Origin of the sequence: Streptomyces sp. NRRL WC-3605 (genome assembly GCF_001509795.1) — a bacterium.
GTDB classification, from domain to species: domain Bacteria; phylum Actinomycetota; class Actinomycetes; order Streptomycetales; family Streptomycetaceae; genus Streptomyces; species Streptomyces viridochromogenes.
On sequence record NZ_LLZN01000064.1, the window covers coordinates 42,943 to 62,281 of the forward strand.

General features: G+C 72.8%; 16 protein-coding genes and 1 pseudogene. 6 read left to right on the plus strand and 11 right to left on the minus strand.

Annotation, left to right across the window (positions count from 1 at the left end; all coding sequences use genetic code 11):
* Nucleotides 1-27: 27 nt before the first annotated feature.
* Nucleotides 28-747: a (2Fe-2S)-binding protein gene (locus ADL34_RS21035; RefSeq protein ID WP_062671004.1), complete on the minus strand. Its 720-nt coding sequence runs from the start codon at nt 745-747 to the stop codon at nt 28-30.
* Between the two features lie 229 nt (nt 748-976).
* Here ADL34_RS21035 and ADL34_RS21040 point away from each other — a divergent pair, with 229 nt between their 5' ends.
* Nucleotides 977-2,023 (plus strand): DMT family transporter, encoded by a 1,047-nt coding sequence (locus tag ADL34_RS21040; protein WP_062671006.1) that lies wholly within the window; start codon nt 977-979, stop codon nt 2,021-2,023.
* On the opposite strand, the gene ADL34_RS21045 is transcribed toward ADL34_RS21040, so the two are convergent.
* Nucleotides 2,013-3,212, minus strand: coding sequence for a transglycosylase family protein (locus ADL34_RS21045; RefSeq protein ID WP_062671008.1), 1,200 nt, complete (start codon nt 3,210-3,212; stop codon nt 2,013-2,015). The two genes, ADL34_RS21040 and ADL34_RS21045, sit on opposite strands and share 11 nt — an antisense overlap.
* A gap of 290 nt (nt 3,213-3,502) precedes the next feature.
* Between ADL34_RS21045 and gndA the strand changes: the two genes are divergently transcribed.
* Both gndA and ADL34_RS21055 read left to right on the plus strand, forming a co-directional pair.
* Nucleotides 3,503-4,942, plus strand: a complete 1,440-nt coding sequence (gene gndA, locus ADL34_RS21050) for an NADP-dependent phosphogluconate dehydrogenase (RefSeq protein WP_062671010.1) — start codon at nt 3,503-3,505, stop codon at nt 4,940-4,942.
* A 306-nt stretch (nt 4,943-5,248) separates the two neighbouring features.
* Complete coding sequence (locus ADL34_RS21055) at nt 5,249-5,626, plus strand: hypothetical protein (RefSeq protein WP_062671012.1); 378 nt, start codon at nt 5,249-5,251, stop codon at nt 5,624-5,626.
* Between the two features lie 474 nt (nt 5,627-6,100).
* Here the strand turns inward: ADL34_RS21055 and ADL34_RS21060 are convergent, their stop codons facing one another.
* Nucleotides 6,101-6,445 carry a GNAT family N-acetyltransferase gene (locus ADL34_RS21060; protein WP_062671014.1) on the minus strand — a complete coding sequence of 115 codons (345 nt, stop codon included), beginning with the start codon at nt 6,443-6,445 and terminating at the stop codon, nt 6,101-6,103.
* A gap of 22 nt (nt 6,446-6,467) precedes the next feature.
* Nucleotides 6,468-6,890, minus strand: coding sequence for an aspartate 1-decarboxylase (gene panD / locus ADL34_RS21065; protein ID WP_062671016.1), 423 nt, complete (start codon nt 6,888-6,890; stop codon nt 6,468-6,470).
* A 367-nt stretch (nt 6,891-7,257) separates the two neighbouring features.
* Between panD and ADL34_RS21070 the strand changes: the two genes are divergently transcribed.
* Nucleotides 7,258-8,430, plus strand: a complete 1,173-nt coding sequence (locus tag ADL34_RS21070) for a low temperature requirement protein A (RefSeq protein WP_062671018.1) — start codon at nt 7,258-7,260, stop codon at nt 8,428-8,430.
* Between the two features lie 152 nt (nt 8,431-8,582).
* On the opposite strand, the gene ADL34_RS21075 is transcribed toward ADL34_RS21070, so the two are convergent.
* From ADL34_RS21075 to ADL34_RS21085, 3 genes are all read right to left on the minus strand, one after another.
* A complete protein-coding gene (locus ADL34_RS21075) occupies nt 8,583-8,924 on the minus strand; it encodes a hypothetical protein (protein ID WP_062671020.1) in 342 nt (113 codons plus the stop codon).
* A 104-nt stretch (nt 8,925-9,028) separates the two neighbouring features.
* A complete protein-coding gene (locus ADL34_RS21080) occupies nt 9,029-9,874 on the minus strand; it encodes an alpha/beta fold hydrolase (protein ID WP_062671021.1) in 846 nt (281 codons plus the stop codon).
* A 106-nt stretch (nt 9,875-9,980) separates the two neighbouring features.
* Nucleotides 9,981-11,606 carry a cytochrome b gene (locus ADL34_RS21085; protein ID WP_062671023.1) on the minus strand — a complete coding sequence of 542 codons (1,626 nt, stop codon included), beginning with the start codon at nt 11,604-11,606 and terminating at the stop codon, nt 9,981-9,983.
* A gap of 322 nt (nt 11,607-11,928) precedes the next feature.
* On the opposite strand from ADL34_RS21085, the gene ADL34_RS21095 reads away from it, so the two are divergent.
* Entirely contained in the window at nt 11,929-12,720 is a 792-nt protein-coding gene (locus tag ADL34_RS21095; protein WP_062671025.1) for a class I SAM-dependent methyltransferase, read from the plus strand.
* Between the two features lie 143 nt (nt 12,721-12,863).
* Entirely contained in the window at nt 12,864-13,361 is a 498-nt protein-coding gene (locus ADL34_RS21100; protein ID WP_062671027.1) for an Ohr family peroxiredoxin, read from the plus strand.
* Nucleotides 13,362-13,440: 79 nt separating this feature from the next.
* On the opposite strand, the pseudogene fdxA reads toward ADL34_RS21100, so the two are convergent.
* The 4 genes and pseudogenes from fdxA to ADL34_RS21120 all read right to left on the minus strand — a co-directional run.
* Nucleotides 13,441-13,752 (minus strand): annotated as a pseudogene (gene fdxA / locus ADL34_RS21105) (ferredoxin); the annotation flags it as partial.
* Between the two features lie 101 nt (nt 13,753-13,853).
* Nucleotides 13,854-15,212: an NAD(P)/FAD-dependent oxidoreductase gene (locus ADL34_RS21110; RefSeq protein WP_062671029.1), complete on the minus strand. Its 1,359-nt coding sequence runs from the start codon at nt 15,210-15,212 to the stop codon at nt 13,854-13,856.
* 110 nt (nt 15,213-15,322) lie between these two features.
* The gene (locus tag ADL34_RS21115; RefSeq protein ID WP_062671031.1) at nt 15,323-16,108 is read right to left on the minus strand and encodes an SDR family NAD(P)-dependent oxidoreductase; all 786 of its coding nucleotides are present in this window, start codon (nt 16,106-16,108) and stop codon (nt 15,323-15,325) included.
* Nucleotides 16,109-16,346: 238 nt separating this feature from the next.
* Nucleotides 16,347-19,127: a helix-turn-helix transcriptional regulator gene (locus tag ADL34_RS21120; protein WP_062671033.1), complete on the minus strand. Its 2,781-nt coding sequence runs from the start codon at nt 19,125-19,127 to the stop codon at nt 16,347-16,349.
* Between the last annotated feature and the right edge of the window lie 212 nt (nt 19,128-19,339).

Genomic DNA, 19,339 nt, shown 5'->3' on the forward strand with positions numbered 1-19,339 from the left:
CTGTCTCAGCGGCTGGTGTCCTCATGGTCACCCAGATGGGGCGTGCGGGGAAGAGCGCGGGGGCCGGGTGAGGCAGCAGTCGCCGCACAGGCCGCCGCCGGGCACCCGGTAGTAGAGGCAGCAGCTGTGGCGGCGGAAGGCCGTCCCCGTGAGCGTGCCGGCGCCGGCGAGGAGGGGGTGGGCGAGGAGGCCGGCGGTCAGGGCGCGGGTGCGGGCGGCCGCGTCGGCCCGTCCGTGGGCGTGGGCCCATTGGCCGAGCCGGCGGGCGGCCGCCGCGAGAGCCGATCCGGCGTTGCCCCACAGCAGCCCGCGGGCCACCCGGTGCCGTCGGCCCAGCGCTGCGGCCAGGGGTTCGAGATGCCCGTGCAGGACGACCGCGGCGACGGTCTCCGCGTCGGCGGGCCGTGCGCGCGCCTCGCCGAGCCACAGGTCGCCGGGGGCGGAGGCGCGGGGGTCCCAGTGCAGCAGCTCCGGATCGAGGTCGGGGACGGCTTCGTAGAGGGCGGCGCAGCCCAGGGTGACCGACCACAGGCGGGCGGCCAGGCCCTGCTGGGCGACGGACGCGGCGACCCGGTCCTCCCCGGTCCGCAGAGCGCCCGCGACATGCCGGACCCGCAGGTCCAGCGCGTCCCCGTCCCCGTACGCCCGGGCCAGGGGCGTGCCGGCCCGTGGCCCGTCCGCCGGGGTGCGCAGGACGAAGAAGCCGCCGAGCGGGCGGAGCAGGGTCAGGCCGAGGTCGAGGTCCACGGGAAGCAGTACTACCAAGCCCTTGTCAGGGCTCCGTCTGGGGGTGTCCCCCATGCGGGCACCCGACCCGAGGATGACACCGGGGCCGTCGTACTCCATCAGCAGTACGACACAGTGGGTGCTCTGGGACGACGACGGGAAGAGCGGCGCACGGCATCGTGTTGCTCATGATGGCCGACCGTTCGCCGCGCCGGGGTCACGGCCCCCGCCCTACGCAGAGGAGCAGCCCATGAGCGCCCTCGCGTTGTCCGTGCTGCTCTCCCTGGTCTCGGCCGTCGCCTACGCGGGCGGCGCGATCGTGCAGGAGCGCGTCGCCGTGTCCTCCCCCGGGCAGCAGTTCGCGCCGATGCGCCGGCCCGGCTGGTGGGCCGCGGTCGCGCTGAACGGCCTCGGCGGCCTGCTGCACGTGGTGGCGCTGGCGTACGGCCCGCTGAGCCTGGTGCAGCCCCTCGGTGCGCTGACGATCGTGTTCGCGCTGCCGATGGCGGCGCTCTTCGTGGGCCGCAGGGCCGGGGCGACGGCCTGGCGGGGCGCCGTGATGGCGACCGTGGGCCTGGTGGGCCTGCTGTCCCTGGTCGCCGCGTCCCCGGCGCAGTCGCTGGACACGGCCGAGCGGGTGGCCGTGGCCCTGCTGACCGGCGGGATCGTCGTGGCGCTGATGGTCGCGGGCCGGGCCGCCCACCGGCACCCGGCGGTGCGCAGCACACTCCTCGCGACCGGGTCGGGCATCGCGTTCGGCATGTCCTCGGTGTTCACCAAGGTCGTCGCCGTCGACTGGAACGGCGGGGTGTCCCTCGGCGACCTTCCGGCGCTCGGCACCATCGGGGTCTTCGCGACGGCCGGCCTGCTGCTGTCGCAGGCCGCCTACCGGGGCGCGGGCCTGGCGGCGCCGCTGGCCACGCTGACGGTGGTGAACCCGGTCGTGGCCGCCGCCGTCGGCCTCACCCTGTTCGGCGAGGCCTTCCGGTACGGCACCACCGGGACCGTGCTCGCGCTCGGCTGTGGTGTGGTGGCCGCGGGCGGCCTGATCCTCCTGACGACGGAGCGGCTGGCCTCCGCCGCCCCCGTCCCGGCGCCGGAGACGGCCCCATCGGCGCCGCGCCAGGAGATCGTCGTCCCGGACGCCCCGGACGTGCTGGAGGACCTGCTGCTCGTGCCGGCCCGGGCGGCCGCCGGGGACGACGGGCCGCGGCCCGTCTGCCTCTACGGCCTCTTCCCCGGCCCGTACGACCCGCCGCCGGTGGTCGACCGGCACCGGGTGCGGGTCAAATCCTGACGCCGCCGGCCCGCAGATACGCCACCGGATCGACGTCCGAGCCGAAGCCCGGGCCCGTACGCACTTCGAAGTGCAGGTGCGGGCCCGTGCTGTTGCCCGTGGACCCCGAGCGTCCGATGCGCTGACCGGCGCCCACGGACTGCCCGTCCTTCACGGAGATCGCGGACAGGTGGGCGTACTGCGTGTAACGGCCGTCGGCGTGCCGGACCACCACCTGGTAGCCGAAGGAGCCCTCCCAGCCGGCGCTCACCACCGTCCCGGCGCCGACGGACCGCACCGACGTGCCGGTCGGGACCGGGAAGTCGACGCCCGTGTGATAGCCCTTCGACCAGGACGAACCCGCCTTGCGGTAGGGCGTGCCGGTGCCCGCGCCGACCGGCGCGACCAGCGAGCCGCCGCTCTTCGTGACGCGTTTCTCGCGGTCGGTGGACGGCTTCTTCCGCGCCGGCTCCTCGGCGGGCTTGCGGGCGGGGGCCTTGGGGGCGGCCTTGCGGGCGGGCGCCTTCGCGGCGGCCTCGCCGCGCAGCGCGAGGCGCTGGCCCGGCAGGATCAGGTCGGGGTCGTCGCCGACGGTCGCGCGGTTCGCGGTGTAGAGGCCGCGCCAGCCGCCCCGGACCTTCCGCTCCTCCGCGATCCGGGAGAGCGTGTCGCCCCGCACCACCGTGTACATCTCGGCCCTGCCCGCGCGGGACTGGGGCGTGGTCTGCGGCTGGACGTCCTGGACGGACGTCTTCTTCGCGCCGGCCTTCCGGGGGGCCTCGGGGACGGCCTTCGGGGTGGCCGAGTCCGGGTGCACGCCGGGGCTCTCCCCGCCCCTGGTCAGCCCGGCCCGGACCGAGCACTGCGGCCAGGCGCCGGGGCCCTGCCCGTCGAGCACCTTCTCGGCCACGGCGATCTGCTGGTCCTTGGTGGCCAGATCGGCGCGGGCGGCGTACCGGGTGCCGCCGTACGCCTCCCAGGTGGACTGGGCGAACTGCAGGCCGCCGAAGTAGCCGTTGCCGGTGTTGACGTGCCATCGGCCGGTGGACTCGCAGGCGGCGACCTTGTTCCAGGTGTCCAGGTCGGCGGCCTGGGCGACGCCGGTGCCGATGAGCGGGAGGGCGATGCCCGCGCCGCCCGCGGTGACGGTGAGCGAGGCGCGATTGATCCTGTTCGGCTGGTACCGGCGGTGCCGGCCGCGTACGGCCATGGAGGAGCCCCCCTCGACATGCGTCAGGAGGGGCAAAAGTAAGCGCCGCGAACAGGCCATGACAAGACGGCAAATCAGCCGCCTGTTCGCGCCAAGTGGCGCGGAAGGGGCGCTCTTTGACGAACGCGCGGTGCGGCTGAGTGCGCCGGGGCGTTCCGTGCGTATGTGCCTGCGACATCGCGCCACCCTGATGTGCGGTCGCCGTACCGGCACGTCAGGATGGACGAGGGGCAATACTGGCGGGCGTGACCGGCACCGCTGCCACAACGAGATCACTAGGAGCCAACGGCATGAGCACTTCGGCGCAGATCGGCGTCACGGGTCTCGCGGTCATGGGCCGCAACCTCGCCCGCAACTTCGCCCGCAACGGCTACACGGTCGCGGTGCACAACCGTACGCCCGCGCGCACCCGGGCCCTGGTGGACGAGTTCGGCGGTGAGGGCGACTTCGTCGCGGCCGAGACCGCCAAGGAGTTCGTGGCGGCGCTGGAGCGCCCGCGGCGGCTCGTCATCATGGTGAAGGCCGGTGAGCCGACCGACGCAGTGATCCAGGAGTTCGCGCCACTGCTCGAACCCGGCGACATGATCATCGACGGCGGCAACGCGCACTTCGCGGACACCCGCCGCCGTGAGCGTGACCTGCGGGAACAGGGCATCCACTTCGTCGGCATGGGTGTCTCCGGCGGTGAGGAGGGCGCCCTCAACGGGCCCAGCATCATGCCGGGCGGCCCGAAGGAGTCGTACGACTCTCTGGGCCCGATGCTGGAGAAGATCTCCGCCAAGGCGAAGGACGGGGCGCCCTGTGTGACGCATGTCGGCCCCGACGGCGCCGGGCACTTCGTGAAGATGGTGCACAACGGCATCGAGTACGCCGACATGCAGCTCATCGGTGAGGCGTACCAGCTGCTGCGGGACGTCGCCGGGTACGAGCCCGCACAGATCGCGGAGATCTTCCGCACCTGGAACCAGGGCCGGCTGGACTCCTACCTCATCGAGATCACCGCCGAGGTGCTGTCCCACGTGGACGCGGCGACCGGCAGGCCGTTCGTGGACGTCGTGGTCGACCAGGCCGAGCAGAAGGGCACGGGGCGCTGGACCGTGCAGATCGCGCTCGACCTCGGAGTGCCGGTGTCCGGCATCGCCGAGGCCGTCTTCGCGCGGTCGCTGTCGGGGCACGCGGCGCTGCGGGACGCGTCGCGCGGGCTGGCCGGCCCGAAGGCCACGCCGCTGAGCGAGTCGGAGGCCGCGGCCTTCGCCGACCGGGTCGAGCAGGCGCTGTACGCCTCGAAGATCGTGTCGTACACGCAGGGCTTCCACGAGATCGACGCGGCCCGCTCCGAGTACGACTGGGACATCGACCTGGGCGCCGTCTCGGCGATCTGGCGCGGCGGCTGCATCATCCGCGCGGCGTTCCTGGACCGTATCCGGGCCGCCTACGACACCCGGCCCGACCTGCCGAGCCTGCTGTCCGACGAGACCTTCGCGCAGGAGATCGCCGACGCGCAGGACGACTGGCGCGAGGTGCTGATCGCCGCGACCCGCCAGGGCGTGCCCACGCCGGGCTTCGCGGCGGCCCTGGCCTACTACGACGCGCTCCGCGCGGAGCGCCTGCCGGCCGCGCTCACGCAGGGGCAGCGGGACTTCTTCGGCGCCCACACCTACCGCCGGGTCGACCAGGACGGCTCGTTCCACACGCTGTGGGGCGGGGACCGCTCGGAGGTGTCCGCCTAGGGCGGGTCCGCAAGGTCCCGCCTGCCGCCCGGCACCCCTACGGGCGGACGGCGGGACGTCACGGACATGACCTGCCAGTTCTCCGCTCCGTCGGCTCGTCCGCCCCGCCCCCGGTCTCGACCCGGGGGCGGGGCGGACGTCTGTCCGGGTGAGCCCTGCTGCCCCGACCGGCGCCCCCGGGTGGTGGACGCCCGGTCCCCCGCCGAGGCTGTCCTACGCCGAGCCTGCCACGACATGTCAGGGCGGGTGGCGCCGCACGGCGATGTCGGGGCCGGTGTGGCCGGGACGTCTCAGAGCCGGGATCACATGGCGGAGAAGGACATCGGAACGGGCTGCCCGCCGCCGCCCGTTCACAGCCACGCCCGGTGCGGCCTGACCCGGCACCGAGGACGCACGCGGTACGGACGTGCCGCGGCGGCCCTCGTCACGGCGGGAGCCTTCCTTCCCCTCGCCCTCGCCCCCACAGCCGGCGCCGCCGAACCGCGGCCGCTGGTCGCGGCGCGCTTCGTGCCCGGCCCCTGCCCGGCGACGCCCGAGCCGGTGCCCGGCCGGTGCGGGTATCTGGAGGTGCCGGAGAACCGCGCCCGGCGCGGCCGGACCGACTGGCTGACCTCGGCCACGCACCTGACGACCGGGGTGCCGCGCTCCATCGACGCGCTGGCCCACGGCGACCCGGTCAGCTGAGCGGGGGCCCGGGCTCGGGGTTCGGCCATCCGGTCCCGGCGGGATCGGTGCCGCCACATCGGGTCCGGGCCAGCGGTCAGCTGAGCGGGGGCCCGGGCTCGGGGTTCGGCACCGGTTCGGGCCCCGGCGGGACCGGCGACGGGGCGGGGCCCGGTGGGACGGGGTCGGGCGGAGTTGGCGGGCCCGGCGGCACCGGGTCGGGCGGGGACGGCGGGCCCGGCGGCACCGGGTCCGGTGACGGGGGCGGGCCCGGCGTGGGCGGTGGTGGCCCGGGTGCCGGGGGCTGGGGAGCCGGCGGGGGCTCCGGGGTCGGCACCGGGTGCGGCTCCGGGTGCTGCGGCTCCGGGTCCGGATACGGGTTCGTCATGGCGTCCTCCAGCGACTCGACGCACGTCCGCTCTTGACTACTGCCCCGCGTACCCGGGGCGGGCGCGGACAGTCACCCGCCCGCACCACGCGACCCGTCGGATGACATCAGAACCGCCCGGGATGCGCCCGCAGCCAGTCCATCGCGGCGGCGAGCAGCTCCGGGTCGGCCGCGGGGGCCTCGTCCGGGTGCCGCTCGGCCCACTTGACGACGTACGGGCAGAGCGGCGCGACGACGACGCCCTCGCGCTCCGCCGTGCGGTACAGCTCGCGGGCGAGGGAGCCGGCGATGCCCTTCCCCTCGTGGGCGGGCTCCACGATGGTGTGGACGGGGACGAGGGCACGGGACGGTTCGTCGAGGACGAAGTACTCGATACGGCCGACGACCTCGTCGCCCTGGACCGCCTCCAGGCGGCCCGCCGCCCGGTCGTCGCGGATCTCGGTGTCGTTCATCGCACGCTCCTGCTCCTGGGACTCAGGCCACCGGCACGGCCTGCGGGCTGCGCTCCTGGTCGGAGCCCGGCACCGGCTCGGACGGGTCCGCGCCGAGGGCGACGATCCGGTTGGCGCCGTCCACGTGCACGACGCGCGGCTCGTACTCCCGCGCCTCGGCGTCGGTCATCTGAGCGTAACTGATGATGATCACCAGGTCGCCGGGGTGGACGAGATGGGCTGCGGCCCCGTTGATCCCGATGACACCGGACCCTCGTTCGCCCTCGATGACGTACGTCTCCAGACGGGCGCCGTTGGTGATGTCGACGATGTGGACGAGCTCACCGGGATACAGATCGGCGCCGTCGAGCAGATCCGCGTCGATGGTCACCGATCCCACGTAGTGCAGGTCGGCCTGCGTGACGGTGGCACGGTGGATCTTGGACTTGAACATGGTACGCAACATCGATGCACTCCCGCAATTAGGCTCCCTGCCTGCGTTCTTGCAGGTCAAGGGCTGTTTCCACACGGTACAGCCAGTCGCACGGCCGAGTGGCTCTCCCTGGCATCTCAGGGTTCACGCCGGCCGATCACCGAACTTCCTGACGACGCGTCAGGCCTTCGCGAGGAAGTTTCGAGCGTGGCCAGCCTATGCAACAGGCCTCGAGCAGCGGTCGTGACCATCGCCACATCGGGCCGTCGGTGATCGAGTGGTGCCGCGAGCCGGCCCGCGCGCGACCGTGCTGTCACAGATTTCCGCCGGGCCCGGTCGTAGGGACGGCCACGGTGTCGTCGGTGGCTCCTCCGCGCCCTCCCAGAGAGATCAGGACGCCATGAGTCAGTCAACGAACACGTTCTCCACCTGGTACCGGCCGATGCTCGCCCGGCCCGCAGGCGAGGAGCACCGTCCCGCCAGCGCCCTGGAGTTGTTCTTCGACCTCTGCTTCGTCGTCGCCGTCGCGCAGGCGTCGTCGGCGTTCGAGCACGAGATGCTCTCGGGCCGTCCGGGGCACGGTCTGCTGGGGTACGCGTTCGTGTTCTTCGCGATCTGGTGGGCGTGGATGAACTTCACCTGGTTCGCCTCGGCGTACGACACGGACGACGTCCCGTACCGGCTCATGACCTTGATCCAGATCATTGGGGCCCTGGTCATGGCCGCCGGGATCACCGAGGCCCTGGAGCACGGGGACTTCACGGTCATCACCTGGGGGTACGTGGTGATGCGGCTGGCCATGGTCAGCCAGTGGCTGCGGGCCGCCGTCACGGATCGAGCCCGCCGGCGTTCCGCGTCGCGGTACGCCGTGGGCATCCTGTTCCTCCAGGGCTGCTGGCTGGCACGGCCGGCCCTGCCGGCCGACGGCGGGACCGTCACGTTCGCCGTGCTCGCCGCCATGGAACTCGCGGTGCCGGTCTGGGCCGAGCGTGCCGAGGGGACCACCTGGCATCCGCAGCACATAGCCGAGCGCTACGGCCTGTTCACCCTGATCGTGCTCGGTGAGTCCGTGATGGCGGCCGGTCTCGCCGTCGGTGCCGCGCTGGACACCCACCAGGGCCTCGGCGCCGTCCTGCCCGTCGCGCTGGGCGGGCTGCTGACCGTGTTCGCCCTGTGGTGGATGTATTTCGCCCAGGACGCGCCGCGCCGTCTCAAGACCCAGCGCACGGCGATGTGGTGGGGGTACGGGCACTACGTGGTGTTCGCCGCGGCGGCCGCCGTGGGCGCGGCGCTCGCGGTCAACGTCGCCCACGCCGGCGACGGTTCCGCGCTGACCGACGTCCAGGCCGCGGCCGTGTACACGGTGCCCGTCGCCCTCTTCGTCCTCTGCGTGTGGCTGCTCCACCGGCGGACCGCTCGGCTGTCCACGGCGAGCGACGCGCTGCCGCCCGTCGCGGCCCTGGCCGTTCTGTGCTCGACCGTCACGCCGTTCCCCGTGCCGGCCACCGGCGTCATCGTCGCGCTGCTCATCGCGGGTCTCGTCGTCGTACGGCGCGAGAATCCCGACGCCTGACGGCGCACTCCGCCGTGTGCGTCGGTACGGCGGCAGGGCCGAGAGCCCGGCCTCTGCGGCACCGCCCCGCGCCGCCGACGTCTGGTGCCCGATGTGTGACACCCGGACGGGGAGGACGGGGAGTACCACCGGCCTCCGGGGCGCGGCGAGGGTCAGGGGCCCGTACTCACGAGGAGGACGGTGCCCACGAAGGTCAGCAGGGTCAGGACCGTCACGGCGACGAGCAGCCATCGCATCCATCGGAGGGCACTGCGGCGCCGGGCCGAGTCGGCCTGGGCGACGCTGTCGGCGATGTGCTGTGTCACCGTCCCGGCGACGTACTTCTGCTCGTCGAGATACCACTCCTCGATGTCCCTCTTCTGCCGGGGACTCAGCTCGGCCGACTGCGCGAGGAAGGCGGCCACGCGCAGCCGGGCGGCGCTGAGATGGGCCTCCTGGTACAGGTAGGCCTCCAGATCGGCCAGCCCGCGAGCGGCCTGCTCCTCCGTGCTCATGATTGCGCTCCCGAAGTTGGCGGCCCGGCGTCCGTGGCGGAGCCGGGCCGGCGAGGACGGCGCGGTGCCGCGGCACCGCGCCCCGATACGCACGCCGCCGCGTGTCAGCGCGCCGCGTGAGCGGCGGCGGCCTCGATGACCTCGGTGACCTTCCCGGGCTTCGAGACGCTCACCGCGTGCGAGGACCGCACCTTCGAGGTGTGGGCGTGGGCCCGCTCGGCCATGAACTCCTGCGCCGCGGGCGGGATGTTGAGGTCCTGCGTGGCGACCAGGACCCAGGAGGGGATGCTCTTCCAGGCCGGTTCGGCCGCGGCTCCGGACAGGGCGGCGTCGGTGATCGGCCGCTGGGTGACGGCCATCAGGTCCGTCGTGGCGCGAGGCACGTCCGCGGCGAACTGGTGGCGGAACCTGGAGTTCTGGATGTACAGGTCGTTGACCGGGGAGTCGCCGGCGTTCGTGGTCGGCACCGGACGCAGTGCGTCGCCGAGGGTGCTGCCCGGGAACTTGCCCGCCAGGTCGGCCGCGCTCTCGCCCTTGTCCGGGAGGAAGGCCGCGAGGTAGACCAGCGCCTTGACGTTCTCGTTGCCCGTGGCGGCGTTGCTGATCACCGAGCCGCCGTACGAGTGCCCGGCCAGGACGATGGGCCCGTCGATGCCGGCCAGCACGTCCCTGAGGTAGGCGGAGTCGCCGGCCAGGGAGCGCAGCGGGTTGGCGACGGCTACCACCGGGTAGTGGTCGTGGCGCAGTCTGCGGACGACGTCGTTCCAGCTCGTGGAGTCGGCGAACGCTCCGTGGACGAGGACGACGGTGGGCTTGGGCGCCTCGGTGGCGGGATTCCTGTCGGCGGAGGCCGACCCGGTCGTGGTGGCGAGCAGCCCGGCGAAGACGCTCGCGGTGGCGAGGGCGGTGAGTGCGGTACGGGTCCGGTTGCTGCGGACGGTTCGGTTCATGGCGATGGCCTTTCGGGAGGGATGGGTTGGATGGGTGGTGGGTGACCCGCTCGTCTCCCGGCAGGGCACGCGTGGGAGACGGGTGGGAGTCGGCGGTCCGGGCAGGTCAGGGGCGGTGCCGGGCGGTGAGTTCCCGGTGCTCGGACGGCGAGGGCTTCGGGATCTGGGTGCCAGGGCCGTAGAGGGCGCGGCTGAGCGCGACGCGCAGGCGACGGGTGGCGGTCAGGAACCGGGGCGGCGCGGGTCCGTCCGGGTCGGGCGCGGATTCCAGCGGCCGGTACTGCTCGTGGGCGGTGAGGGTGTGCAGCCGGGCCGGGTCGAGGGGCTCGTGGACCTCGACGTACTCGCCGTGGGGCAGGCGCTTGATGACGCCGGTCTCGCGACCGTGCAGCACCTTGTCGCGGTCGCGCCGCTGGAGGGCGAGCGCGAGGCGCTTGGTGATCGCGAAGGCCAGGACCGGGGCGGCGAACAGGCCGATACGCACGGCCCAGGTCACGGAGTTGACGGACACGTGCAGCTGGGTGGCGATGATGTCGTTGGCGGCGCCCACGAGCGCCACCGCGTAGACGCTGAGCCAGGCCACGCCCAGGGCGGTCCGTACGGGACGGTTGCGGGGGCGGTCCAGGATGTGGTGGTCGCGGTCGTCGTCCGTGACCCAGGCCTCCAGGAACGGGTAGGCGCCCATCGCGAGGAAGAGGATCAGGCCGGCCAGCAGGGGCAGGAGGTTGTCCAGGGCCAGGGTGTGGCCCCACAGGTCGATCTCCCAGCCGGGCATGACACGCAACAGGCCGTCGGCGACGCCCATGTACCAGTCCGGCTGGGAGCCGGATGACACCTGGTCCGGGCGGAAGGGGCCGTAGTTCCAGACGGGGTTGATCTGGGCCACGGCGGCCATGAAGAAGATCACGCCGGATACGCAGCAGAGGTAGCCGGCGGACTTCACTGCACGGACCGCGAGCGGGAGGCCGACGACGTTGTTCTCGTTCCGGCCGGGGCCGGGGTACTGGGCGGGCCGGTGGCGCAGGGTCAGTATCACGTACCCGACCAGCACAGTGATCATCAGCGCGGGGATGACCAGCGTGTGCAGGGTGTTGAAGCGCGCGATCAGGTCCTCGCCGGGAAACTCGCCGCCGAAGAGGAAGAAGGACAGGTAGGTGCCGACGACCGGGATCGACAGCAGCGTTCCGTTGACCACTTGCAGGCCGGTTCCGGACAGCGAGTCGTCGGGCAGGTCGTAGCCGGTCAGACCGGCGAACATGGCCAGGACGAGGAGCAGGAACCCCAGCACCCAGTTCAGCTCGCGCGGCTTGCGGAAGGCACCCGTGAAGAAGACCCGCATCAGGTGCGCGAAGAGCGCGGCGACGAAGACCAGTGCGGCCCAGTGGTGTGCCTGGCGGACGAGCAGGCCGCCGCGGACGTCGAAGGAGAGGTGCAGGGTCGAGTCGAAGGCCCGGGACACCGACTGCCCCCGCAGCGGCGCGTATCCGCCCTGGTAGACGACGGGATCGGTGGAGGGGTGGAAGTAGAAGCTGAGGTAGACGCCGGTGATCAGCAGGACGACGAGACTGTAGAGCGCGATCTCGCCGAGAAGGAACGACCAGTGGTCGGGAAAGACCAGGCGCCGGGCGGAGCGGGCCGCCCCGCGCGGGCCCATCCGGCTCGCCATCCACGTGGTGAGCCGCTCTCCCCCGCGCCCCCGCTCCGGTCCGGCCGGCCGGCTGTCGTTGCCCATCTCGTCACCATTCGTCGCACAGCGCACTGTTCAGGTGCGTTCATCAACTGCTGTCTCCATCAAGACCGGTAAAGACGCAAAGGTGTGACACTCGAGCGGTCCGGTGTCAGCGTGTGACGACGTTCTCCAGGTCGCTGTCCGCGGCGAACCGGGCCGGCTGCCGCCGCACGATCGCTTCGAGGCGGCGTCACAGGCCAGGGGTGAAGGCGCCGACGTGCGGGGTGGCCAGGACGCCGGGCGCGGTCCGGAGCAGGTGGCCCGGCGGGAGGGGTTCGGGGTCGCCCACTGTCACACCGTCTGCCCATACGTTGTCATGTCGGGCATGCACACTCTTCTCAGCGGACCGTCCGGTCTCCCGCGGGAACCCGACTCCTACGCGGTCACCGCGGAGTTCTACGACATCCTGCAGGCCGACGCGGACGCGGCGCGGGTCCGCCGGCTCTACGCACGCCAGATCGCCGAGGCCCGCACCGGCGTGCTGGACGTCGGGGCCGGTACCGGGCGGGTGACGATGCTGGCCCTCGCCGAATCCCGGGCCGGCGTGCACGCCGTCGAGCCGGCCCGGGCCATGCGCACGTCGTTGCTGACCCGGCTCGCCGCCCTGCCCTCCGAGCAGCGGGACCGCGTGACCGTGCACCCGCACACCCTGGACGAGACCGCGCTGGACGCCGTCGCGGACGTGGCCGTCTGCCACAACATGGTGGGCTGCCTGCCACCCGGAGTACGCGGGAAGTTGTGGCCCGCGCTCGGCAGGGCCCTCGCCCCCGGCGGCTCGCTGTTCGTGCAGCTTCCGCCGGCCCGGGTCCCGGCCCGCACCCTCGTGCGCCGGCTCGCGGAGAAGCGGGTCGGCGAGCACGTCTACGGCGGGCGCATGACGATGTCGGCCGCCGGCTACCGCATCCGGACCCGCGCCGACTACTGGGTCAGGGACGCCGAGGACGTGCTGCGGGAACACACCGAGACGTTCTGGATGTGGCCCGCGACGCGCGCCCGGCTGACGGGCGAACTGGCCGCGCACGGGTTCGTCCCGCTCCCGGGCTACGAGCAGTCGGAGCTGCTGGCCGTGACACTGCCCGTCGCCCCGCCCCTCCGGCCGGGGACGGGCATCCGGTGAATCGAGGCGAGCGGGCTGACGACGGTGCCGATCTCCGCGAGGCGGCGGACCGTCGTCACAGGAACAGCCGATTCCCGGTCATGCAGTAGTCCGGCCCGTACCGCGCGGCGGACGCCCCCACCACGACGCCCCGGAGCCATGCAGTGACCGATCCGATCCGACCGCCCGCCCTGTCCACCGGGAAGGACTTCACCGGGGACGCCTTCTCGCCCCTCTACACCACGACGGTGACCGTCGACGGCGGTGCGGTCGCGCACGGGCGGGCCTCCGGCCGGGCCCGGTCGTCCGACGGCGCCCTCGACCTGGACCTGCGGATGCCCGAGGAGCTCGGCGGCCCCGGTACGGGGACCAACCCCGAGCAGCTGTTCGCGGCCGGTTTCGCGGCCTGCTTCCATGGCGCGCTGAGTCTCCTGGCGCGCCAGGAGGCCCTTGATCCCGCCGCCGTCTCCGTCCTGGCGACCGTCGCGTTCGGACGTGATCCCGAGGACGGCGGCTATCTGCTCCACGTCGACCTGGTGGTGCGGTGGCCCGGTGTGCCGCGGGAGACGGCCACCCGCCTCATGGAGCGGGCCGACGCGCTGTGTCCGTACGCGCGCATGGCCTGGCGGGGCACGCCGACCACCATCACCCTCGCCCCATGACCGGTCAGAGAGGGAACCACGGGTCCACGTCGGCGGCCTCCTCCCCGCGGACGGCGAACCCGGCGATCTCCTTCTTGCGCACGTGCTGCGGCGGCAGTGCCGCGACCACGGGATGGTCCTCCGGCGCCGGGCGCGGTCCACTCCGGTGCGCCGAATTCCCCTCCGAGAACTCCTCGTTGACGGCCCGGTAGTGCGCCCAGTGCGGCGGCAGCTCCTCCTCGGGAAAGATGGCCTCCACGGGGCACACGGGCTCGCAGGCGTGGCAGTCCACGCATTCGCCGGGGTGGATGTACAGCGTGCGCACGCCCTCGTAGATGCAGTCCACGGGGCATTCGGCCAGGCACGCCCGGTCCTTGATGTCGACACAGGGCTGCGCGATGACGTAGGTCATCCCTTTGCTCCTCTCCGGGTTTCCGGCTCACCCAAGTGACCGACGACACGGCAAAGGTGTGACGGCGGACCGGCGGACCGGCCGCGGACGGTACCGCGGCTTCACCCCGTGAGCCGGTCTCCGGGCTGTGCGGGCTCCTCCGCCCGGCGCGGTTCACCACGGGAGACGAACGCCTCCCTCGGGTGCTGCACCGACGCCAGCGACACGATGTCGCGGCCGTAGAGAAGGGCCGTGGCCCATACGGCGAACACACGCGTCTTGCGTTCCCAGCTCGGGATGGCCAGGACGTGGTAGCCACGGTGCATCAGCCAGGCCGGGAATCCCTTGATGACCAGGCCCCGGTACTGGAAGATGCCACGGCCCAGGCCCAGTGTGGCGACCACGCCGAGACTGCGGTGCACATAGTCCTTGGCGGGACGGCCGCGCAGCGACGCCAGGATGTTCTTCGCCAGCCGCTTGCCCTGGCGGACGGCGTGCTGGGCGTTGGGCACGGTGTGCGCGCCCGGCCTGCCGGCCGCGAGATCGGGCACCGACGCGTCGTCTCCTGCCGCCCAGGCATCGGGGACCACCCCGGTGTCCGTGGTGACCCGCAGATCCGCCCGTACCGTGAGCAGGCCCCGCTCGTCGACGGGCAGGTCGCTGTGATTGTGCACGATCGGATTGGCGGCATTGCCGGCCGTCCACACCAGCAGGCCGGAGTCGTACTCGGTGCCGTCCGACAGTCGCACCCGGCCGTCCTCCGCGGAGACCAGCTGGGTGTTCAGGTGCACCCGCGCTCCCCGCTTCTCCAGTGAACGCACCACCCAGGCGCCCGGCCGGTCCGTGACCTCGGGCAGGATGCGATCCCGTGCCTCGACCAGGTGGAAGGACGGTTCGTCCGCGCCGATCTCCGGGTACTGCTTGAGCAACGCGGTCGCCAGGGCCAGCAGTTCACCGAATCCCTCCACTCCGGAGAATCCGCCGCCGACGACGGTGACGGTGAGCAGTCTGCTGCGTTCGGGCCCGCGCGGCAGACCGGCCGCACGGTCGAAGGAGGTGAGGAGGCGGTCGCGGATCGCCACCGCCTCCTCGACATGCTTGAGGCCGTACGCCTGATCGCTCAGCCCCGGGATGGGGAAGGTCCGGGTGACCGCCCCCGCCGTCACCACCAGTACGTCGTAGTGCAGGTCGAGGGACGGCCCGGACTCCGGGCGGACCGTGACCGTGCGCGCGCTGTGGCGGATCTCCGTCACCGAGCCCGCCACCAGACGCGTGCGGCGCAGGTGGCGGCGGAGGGAGACCGCCGCGTGCCGGGCCTCCACCGAACCGGCCACGACCTCGGGCAGGAAGGGCTGGTACGTCATGTACGGGCGGGGGTCGACCACGGTGACGCGCGCCTCGCCCGGCCGCAGCCTCTTCTCCAGACCCCACGCGGTGTAGAAGCCCGCGTACCCGCCGCCCACGATCAAGATCTCACGCACGGTGTCCCCTGTTCCTCTCGGTGCTCACCCTCTAGACCGGTCGACGACATTCGGTGTGACACGGTGGTCCGCCGCTTCCGCGCGGCCCCAGCGGCTGTGCCGGTACGGGCTCAGATCAGTTCGAGCCCGCCGTCGACCGTGATCACCTGGCCGGTCGCATGACGGCCGGCGGGTTCGGCCAGCCGCAGGACCCAGTGGGCCACCTCCTCCGCCCTGGCGATGTGGTGCGTCGGAATGCGCTCACGCTCGTAGGCGTACACGTCGTTGGCTGCTTCGGGGCTGAGGCCGGCGTGCACCATGACGTCCGTCTGGGTCGGGCCCGGAGCAACCGAGTTGACCCGGATTCCCTCGCCGGCGAGTTCCAGCGCCCAGCTGCGTGTCAGCTGCTCGATGGCCGCCTTCGTGGCCGCGTAGTGCGCACCGCCGGCCATGGGACGGTGCCCGTACGTACTGGACAGGTTGATGATCGTGCCGGAGCTCTCCCTGAGGTGGGGCAGGGCGGCGTGGGCCAGCAGGCTGGGCGCCACGACATTGAGCTCGAGAAGGCGGAGGACGACGTCCTTGTCGGTCTCGGCCAGCGGCATGACCGCAGTCGCTCCGGCGTTGTTGATCAGGTAGTCGAGGCGGCCCCACTTCTGTACGGCGGTGCTGACCACCTCAGCGGGTGCTCCGTCCTGGCAGACGTCGACGGCCAGAACCTCGATGTTCCCGTGAGCGGCCGCCGTCTCCTTCAGCGGCTGTTCACGGCGGCCCACCCCGAGGACATGTACCCCGGCTTCCGCGAACGCGACGGCGATGGCACGTCCGATGCCCGAGCCCGCCCCGGTGACGATCGCCACGTGCTTGCCGCTCCGGGCGGAGAGGTCGGCGTCAGCGTCGTAGAACAACTTGGCCATGGTGATTCCTTCACTCGTGGTCTTGTGGAACGGGGGGAGACCACCCGCCGTCGGGAAATCCAAACAACACTATCTCATCACACGGTGTGATTCGATTGCACTCTACAACGATGGTGTCGGTGGGCCGCACACGAAGCCGACGAAGCCCCGCCGGGTTGCCGGAAGACGCGCCGCTCCCCCCGAAGGCTCACCCGGTCGCGCCGACGCCGTCACCGCCCTGACGTCCGCCGGCTCCGGCTCACCGTGCCCGTGCGCCTTCGAGTACGCCCGGCAGGGCTCGGCGGGAGCTGATGCCGAGCTTCACGTAGACCTTCCGCAGGTGCCATTCCACGGTGTGGGGGCTGATGAACAGCTCGGCGCCGATCCGAGCGTTCGTCATGCCGTCCGCGGCGAGGGCCGCGACCTGCGACTCCTGCGGGGTGAGAGCGTTCGCCGGGGTGGTCTCCCGCGCGGTCACCTGCTCACCGGTGGCGATCAGCTCACGGCGGGCCCGTTCGGCGAACGCGTGCGCCGGCATCGCGTCGAACATGTCGTGGGCCGTGCGGAGATGCTCGCGGGCCTGCGCGCGGTGCCGTGCTCGCCGTAGCCACTCGCCGTACAGCAGGTGGGTGCGTGCCACCTCCACGACGACCCCGCCTCGGCCGAATTCCTCGATCGCCGTGCGGTACAGGCGGTCGGCCGCCTCACCGTCGGCCAGGAGGGCCTCACTGCGAGCGCTCGCGCCGCGTGCCCATCCGGAGTCGGCGGCGCGGGTGAGTTCGGTCAGGCGGGCCGACGAGGCGCGGGCCTGGTCGAGTTCACCGCATCGCGTCGCGGCCTCCACATGTTCGACCAGGGACAGACCGGTGAAGTTGAACCCGTCGTGCTCGATACCGGTGCGGGCGGCCTCCATCGCCTCCTCGTAGCGGGCCAGTCCGTTGAAGAGCACTCCCTGGATGTAGCCCATGGCACCGAGCAGGGACACCTCGCCCCGCTGCACGGCGCGCTCTCTGGCCTCTTCGATGATGCCGGCGGCGACGTCCGCCTCACCCCGCCACGCGGCCAGGACGAGCGTGGCGTACTTGTGCGGGGCGTGCCCGGTCGCGGCGGCGATCGCGTCGGCCTCGTCGATCATCCGGTCCGCCTCGGCGAAGTCGCCGTAGTGGATGTGCACCCCGCCGGCGTAGATCAGAGCCGGCGGCAGGGTGCCGAGCGCTCCGATGTCGCGGGCCAGGCGCACCGCGCGACTCGACAGTGTGTCCCAGGCCTGCAGGTCCCACGCCCAGTGGATGAACGCCTCGAGCGCGACCGGGGCCAGCAGCAGCCAGCGTACGGTCGCCTCCCGCGTGCGGAGCTCTTCGTGTTCGAGCAGGTCGAGCGCCTCGCGCAGCGCCGGGACGCCCGTCTGTGAGCCGTCCGCGAGCAGGGCCGCCACACCGTCCAGGAGAGCGTCGGCGGCCTTGGAACCCGAGGAGGGCGCCCCGGACGCGCGAGCCGCGGTCGCCGCTGCGCGGGCGCCGGTCGGACCATGGACCCGGCCGGCGAAGATCGTCGCGCTGATCGCCTCCAGGTACGTCTCCCGCGCCAGGGGAGATCCCGCCGCGGTGAACTGGGCGGCCGCGTTCAGCAGAAGGGGTGCCGCCTCGTCGCTGCGGCTGCGGGCGAACAGGATCCTGGCCCGCAGCCGGGCCAGGCGGGCCCGGTCCAGGACGCTGAGGGGGTACAGGTCGGCCACCGCCGCAAGTTCCGTGGCCCGTTCGGGCGCGGCGGCCGAGAAGTGCGCCTCGGCCGCCGCGAGGGCCCGGCGCCCGCGCGGCCAGGGATCGGGCGTCACCTCCACCGCCCGTTCCAGCAGAACCGCCTCCGCCGCGATGCCACCGCGCTGCCGGGCTCGGTCGGCGGCCTGTTCCAGTCCGGCGGCGACCTCCTCGTCCGGTCCGTCGGCCGCCTGCGCGGCGTGCCAGGCGCGCCGGTCGGGGTCCAGGAGAGGGTCCGTGGCCTCGGCCAGGGCCCGGTGCACCGCACGCCGTTCCTCCGGGTCGGCTCCGTGGTAGACCGCCGAGCGCACCAGCGGGTGCCGGAACCGTACGGGTTCGCCGAACTCGATCAGGCCGGCCGCCTTGGCCGGTGCGGCGTCCGGAGTGATGCCCAGGGACGCGGCCGCGCGGGTCAACAGGCGTACGTCGCCGACCGGTTCGGCCGCGGCGATCAGCAGCAGGGTGCGGGTCGCGGCCGGCAGCGCGCCGAGCCGCCCGGCGAAGTCACGCTCGACACGGCTGGCCACCGGTCCCTGGACGACCGGGGCGCTCGACGCGTCGACGCCGTAGGCCAGTTCGGCGGCGCTGCGGCCGCGGGAGAACTCCAGCAGCGCCAGCGGGTTGCCGTGCGTCTCGGCGACGAACCGATCCCGGACCCGCTCCTCGAGCCGTCCCCCCACAGCGCTCTCCAGGAGCTCTCCCGCCGCGGCGGCGTCGAGGCCGCTGAGTTGCAGCGCCGGCAGGCCCGCCAGCGCGGACCGCCCCTCGGGGTCGCGGACCGCGAACGCCATGGCGACCGGCTCCGCGAGCAGCCGTCGGGCGACGAACTCGAGTGTCTGCAGCGACACTTGGTCCAGCCACTGGGCGTCGTCGACCAGCACCAGCACCGGACGGGTCTCCGAGGCACGGGTGAGCAGGGTCAGGACGGCGAGGCCGACCAGGAAGCGGTCGGGCGGATCGCCGACCGCCGTTCCGAACGCCACGCGCAGCGCGTCACGCTGGGGTTGTGGCAGTTCCTCGACGCCGTCCATGAACGGCGCGCACACCTGGTGCAGGCTCGCGTAGGGCAGTTCCATGTCGGCCTCGACACCGCGTGCCCAGGTCACCCGCACCCGCGACGCCCGCGCGGCCACGTACTCCAGCAGCACCGACTTGCCGATGCCCGCCTCGCCCCGGACGACCAGGGCGCGGGAACCGCCGTCCCGCAGGCCGGCCAGCAGGTCGTCGAGCGCCGCGCACTCACGCTGCCGACCGACCAGGTCGGGAAGCGGGCTGGCGATCATGCGACTCGGCTCCTCGGCGTGATCCGGGGGAACAGGGCTCCCACAGCGGTGTTCGGAAGGATCCCGGCCACGATACCCGCGAGCCCTCGCCCTCCGGGCTGACGGAGGCTGTGACTACTTCCACGCCTGAAAGCACGCCGAGGCTGTCACAGATCGGCGGCCTGTTCGGTCTGTCCCCACCCGTGGTCCTGTCCGTTCGCTGTCGCCGTCGC

Coding starts and splice junctions, on each gene's coding strand:
- panD (WP_062671016.1), bottom strand. CDS start 6,890: ATGTTGCGTACCATGTTCAAGTCCAAGATCCACCGTGCCACCGTCACG.
- ADL34_RS21040 (WP_062671006.1), top strand. CDS start 977: ATGAGCGCCCTCGCGTTGTCCGTGCTGCTCTCCCTGGTCTCGGCCGTC.
- ADL34_RS21120 (WP_062671033.1), bottom strand. CDS start 19,127: ATGATCGCCAGCCCGCTTCCCGACCTGGTCGGTCGGCAGCGTGAGTGC.
- ADL34_RS21045 (WP_062671008.1), bottom strand. CDS start 3,212: ATGGCCGTACGCGGCCGGCACCGCCGGTACCAGCCGAACAGGATCAAT.
- ADL34_RS21095 (WP_062671025.1), top strand. CDS start 11,929: ATGCACACTCTTCTCAGCGGACCGTCCGGTCTCCCGCGGGAACCCGAC.
- ADL34_RS21070 (WP_062671018.1), top strand. CDS start 7,258: ATGAGTCAGTCAACGAACACGTTCTCCACCTGGTACCGGCCGATGCTC.
- ADL34_RS21060 (WP_062671014.1), bottom strand. CDS start 6,445: ATGAACGACACCGAGATCCGCGACGACCGGGCGGCGGGCCGCCTGGAG.
- ADL34_RS21080 (WP_062671021.1), bottom strand. CDS start 9,874: ATGAACCGAACCGTCCGCAGCAACCGGACCCGTACCGCACTCACCGCC.
- ADL34_RS21055 (WP_062671012.1), top strand. CDS start 5,249: ATGGCGGAGAAGGACATCGGAACGGGCTGCCCGCCGCCGCCCGTTCAC.
- gndA (WP_062671010.1), top strand. CDS start 3,503: ATGAGCACTTCGGCGCAGATCGGCGTCACGGGTCTCGCGGTCATGGGC.
- ADL34_RS21085 (WP_062671023.1), bottom strand. CDS start 11,606: ATGGGCAACGACAGCCGGCCGGCCGGACCGGAGCGGGGGCGCGGGGGA.
- ADL34_RS21075 (WP_062671020.1), bottom strand. CDS start 8,924: ATGAGCACGGAGGAGCAGGCCGCTCGCGGGCTGGCCGATCTGGAGGCC.
- ADL34_RS21115 (WP_062671031.1), bottom strand. CDS start 16,108: ATGGCCAAGTTGTTCTACGACGCTGACGCCGACCTCTCCGCCCGGAGC.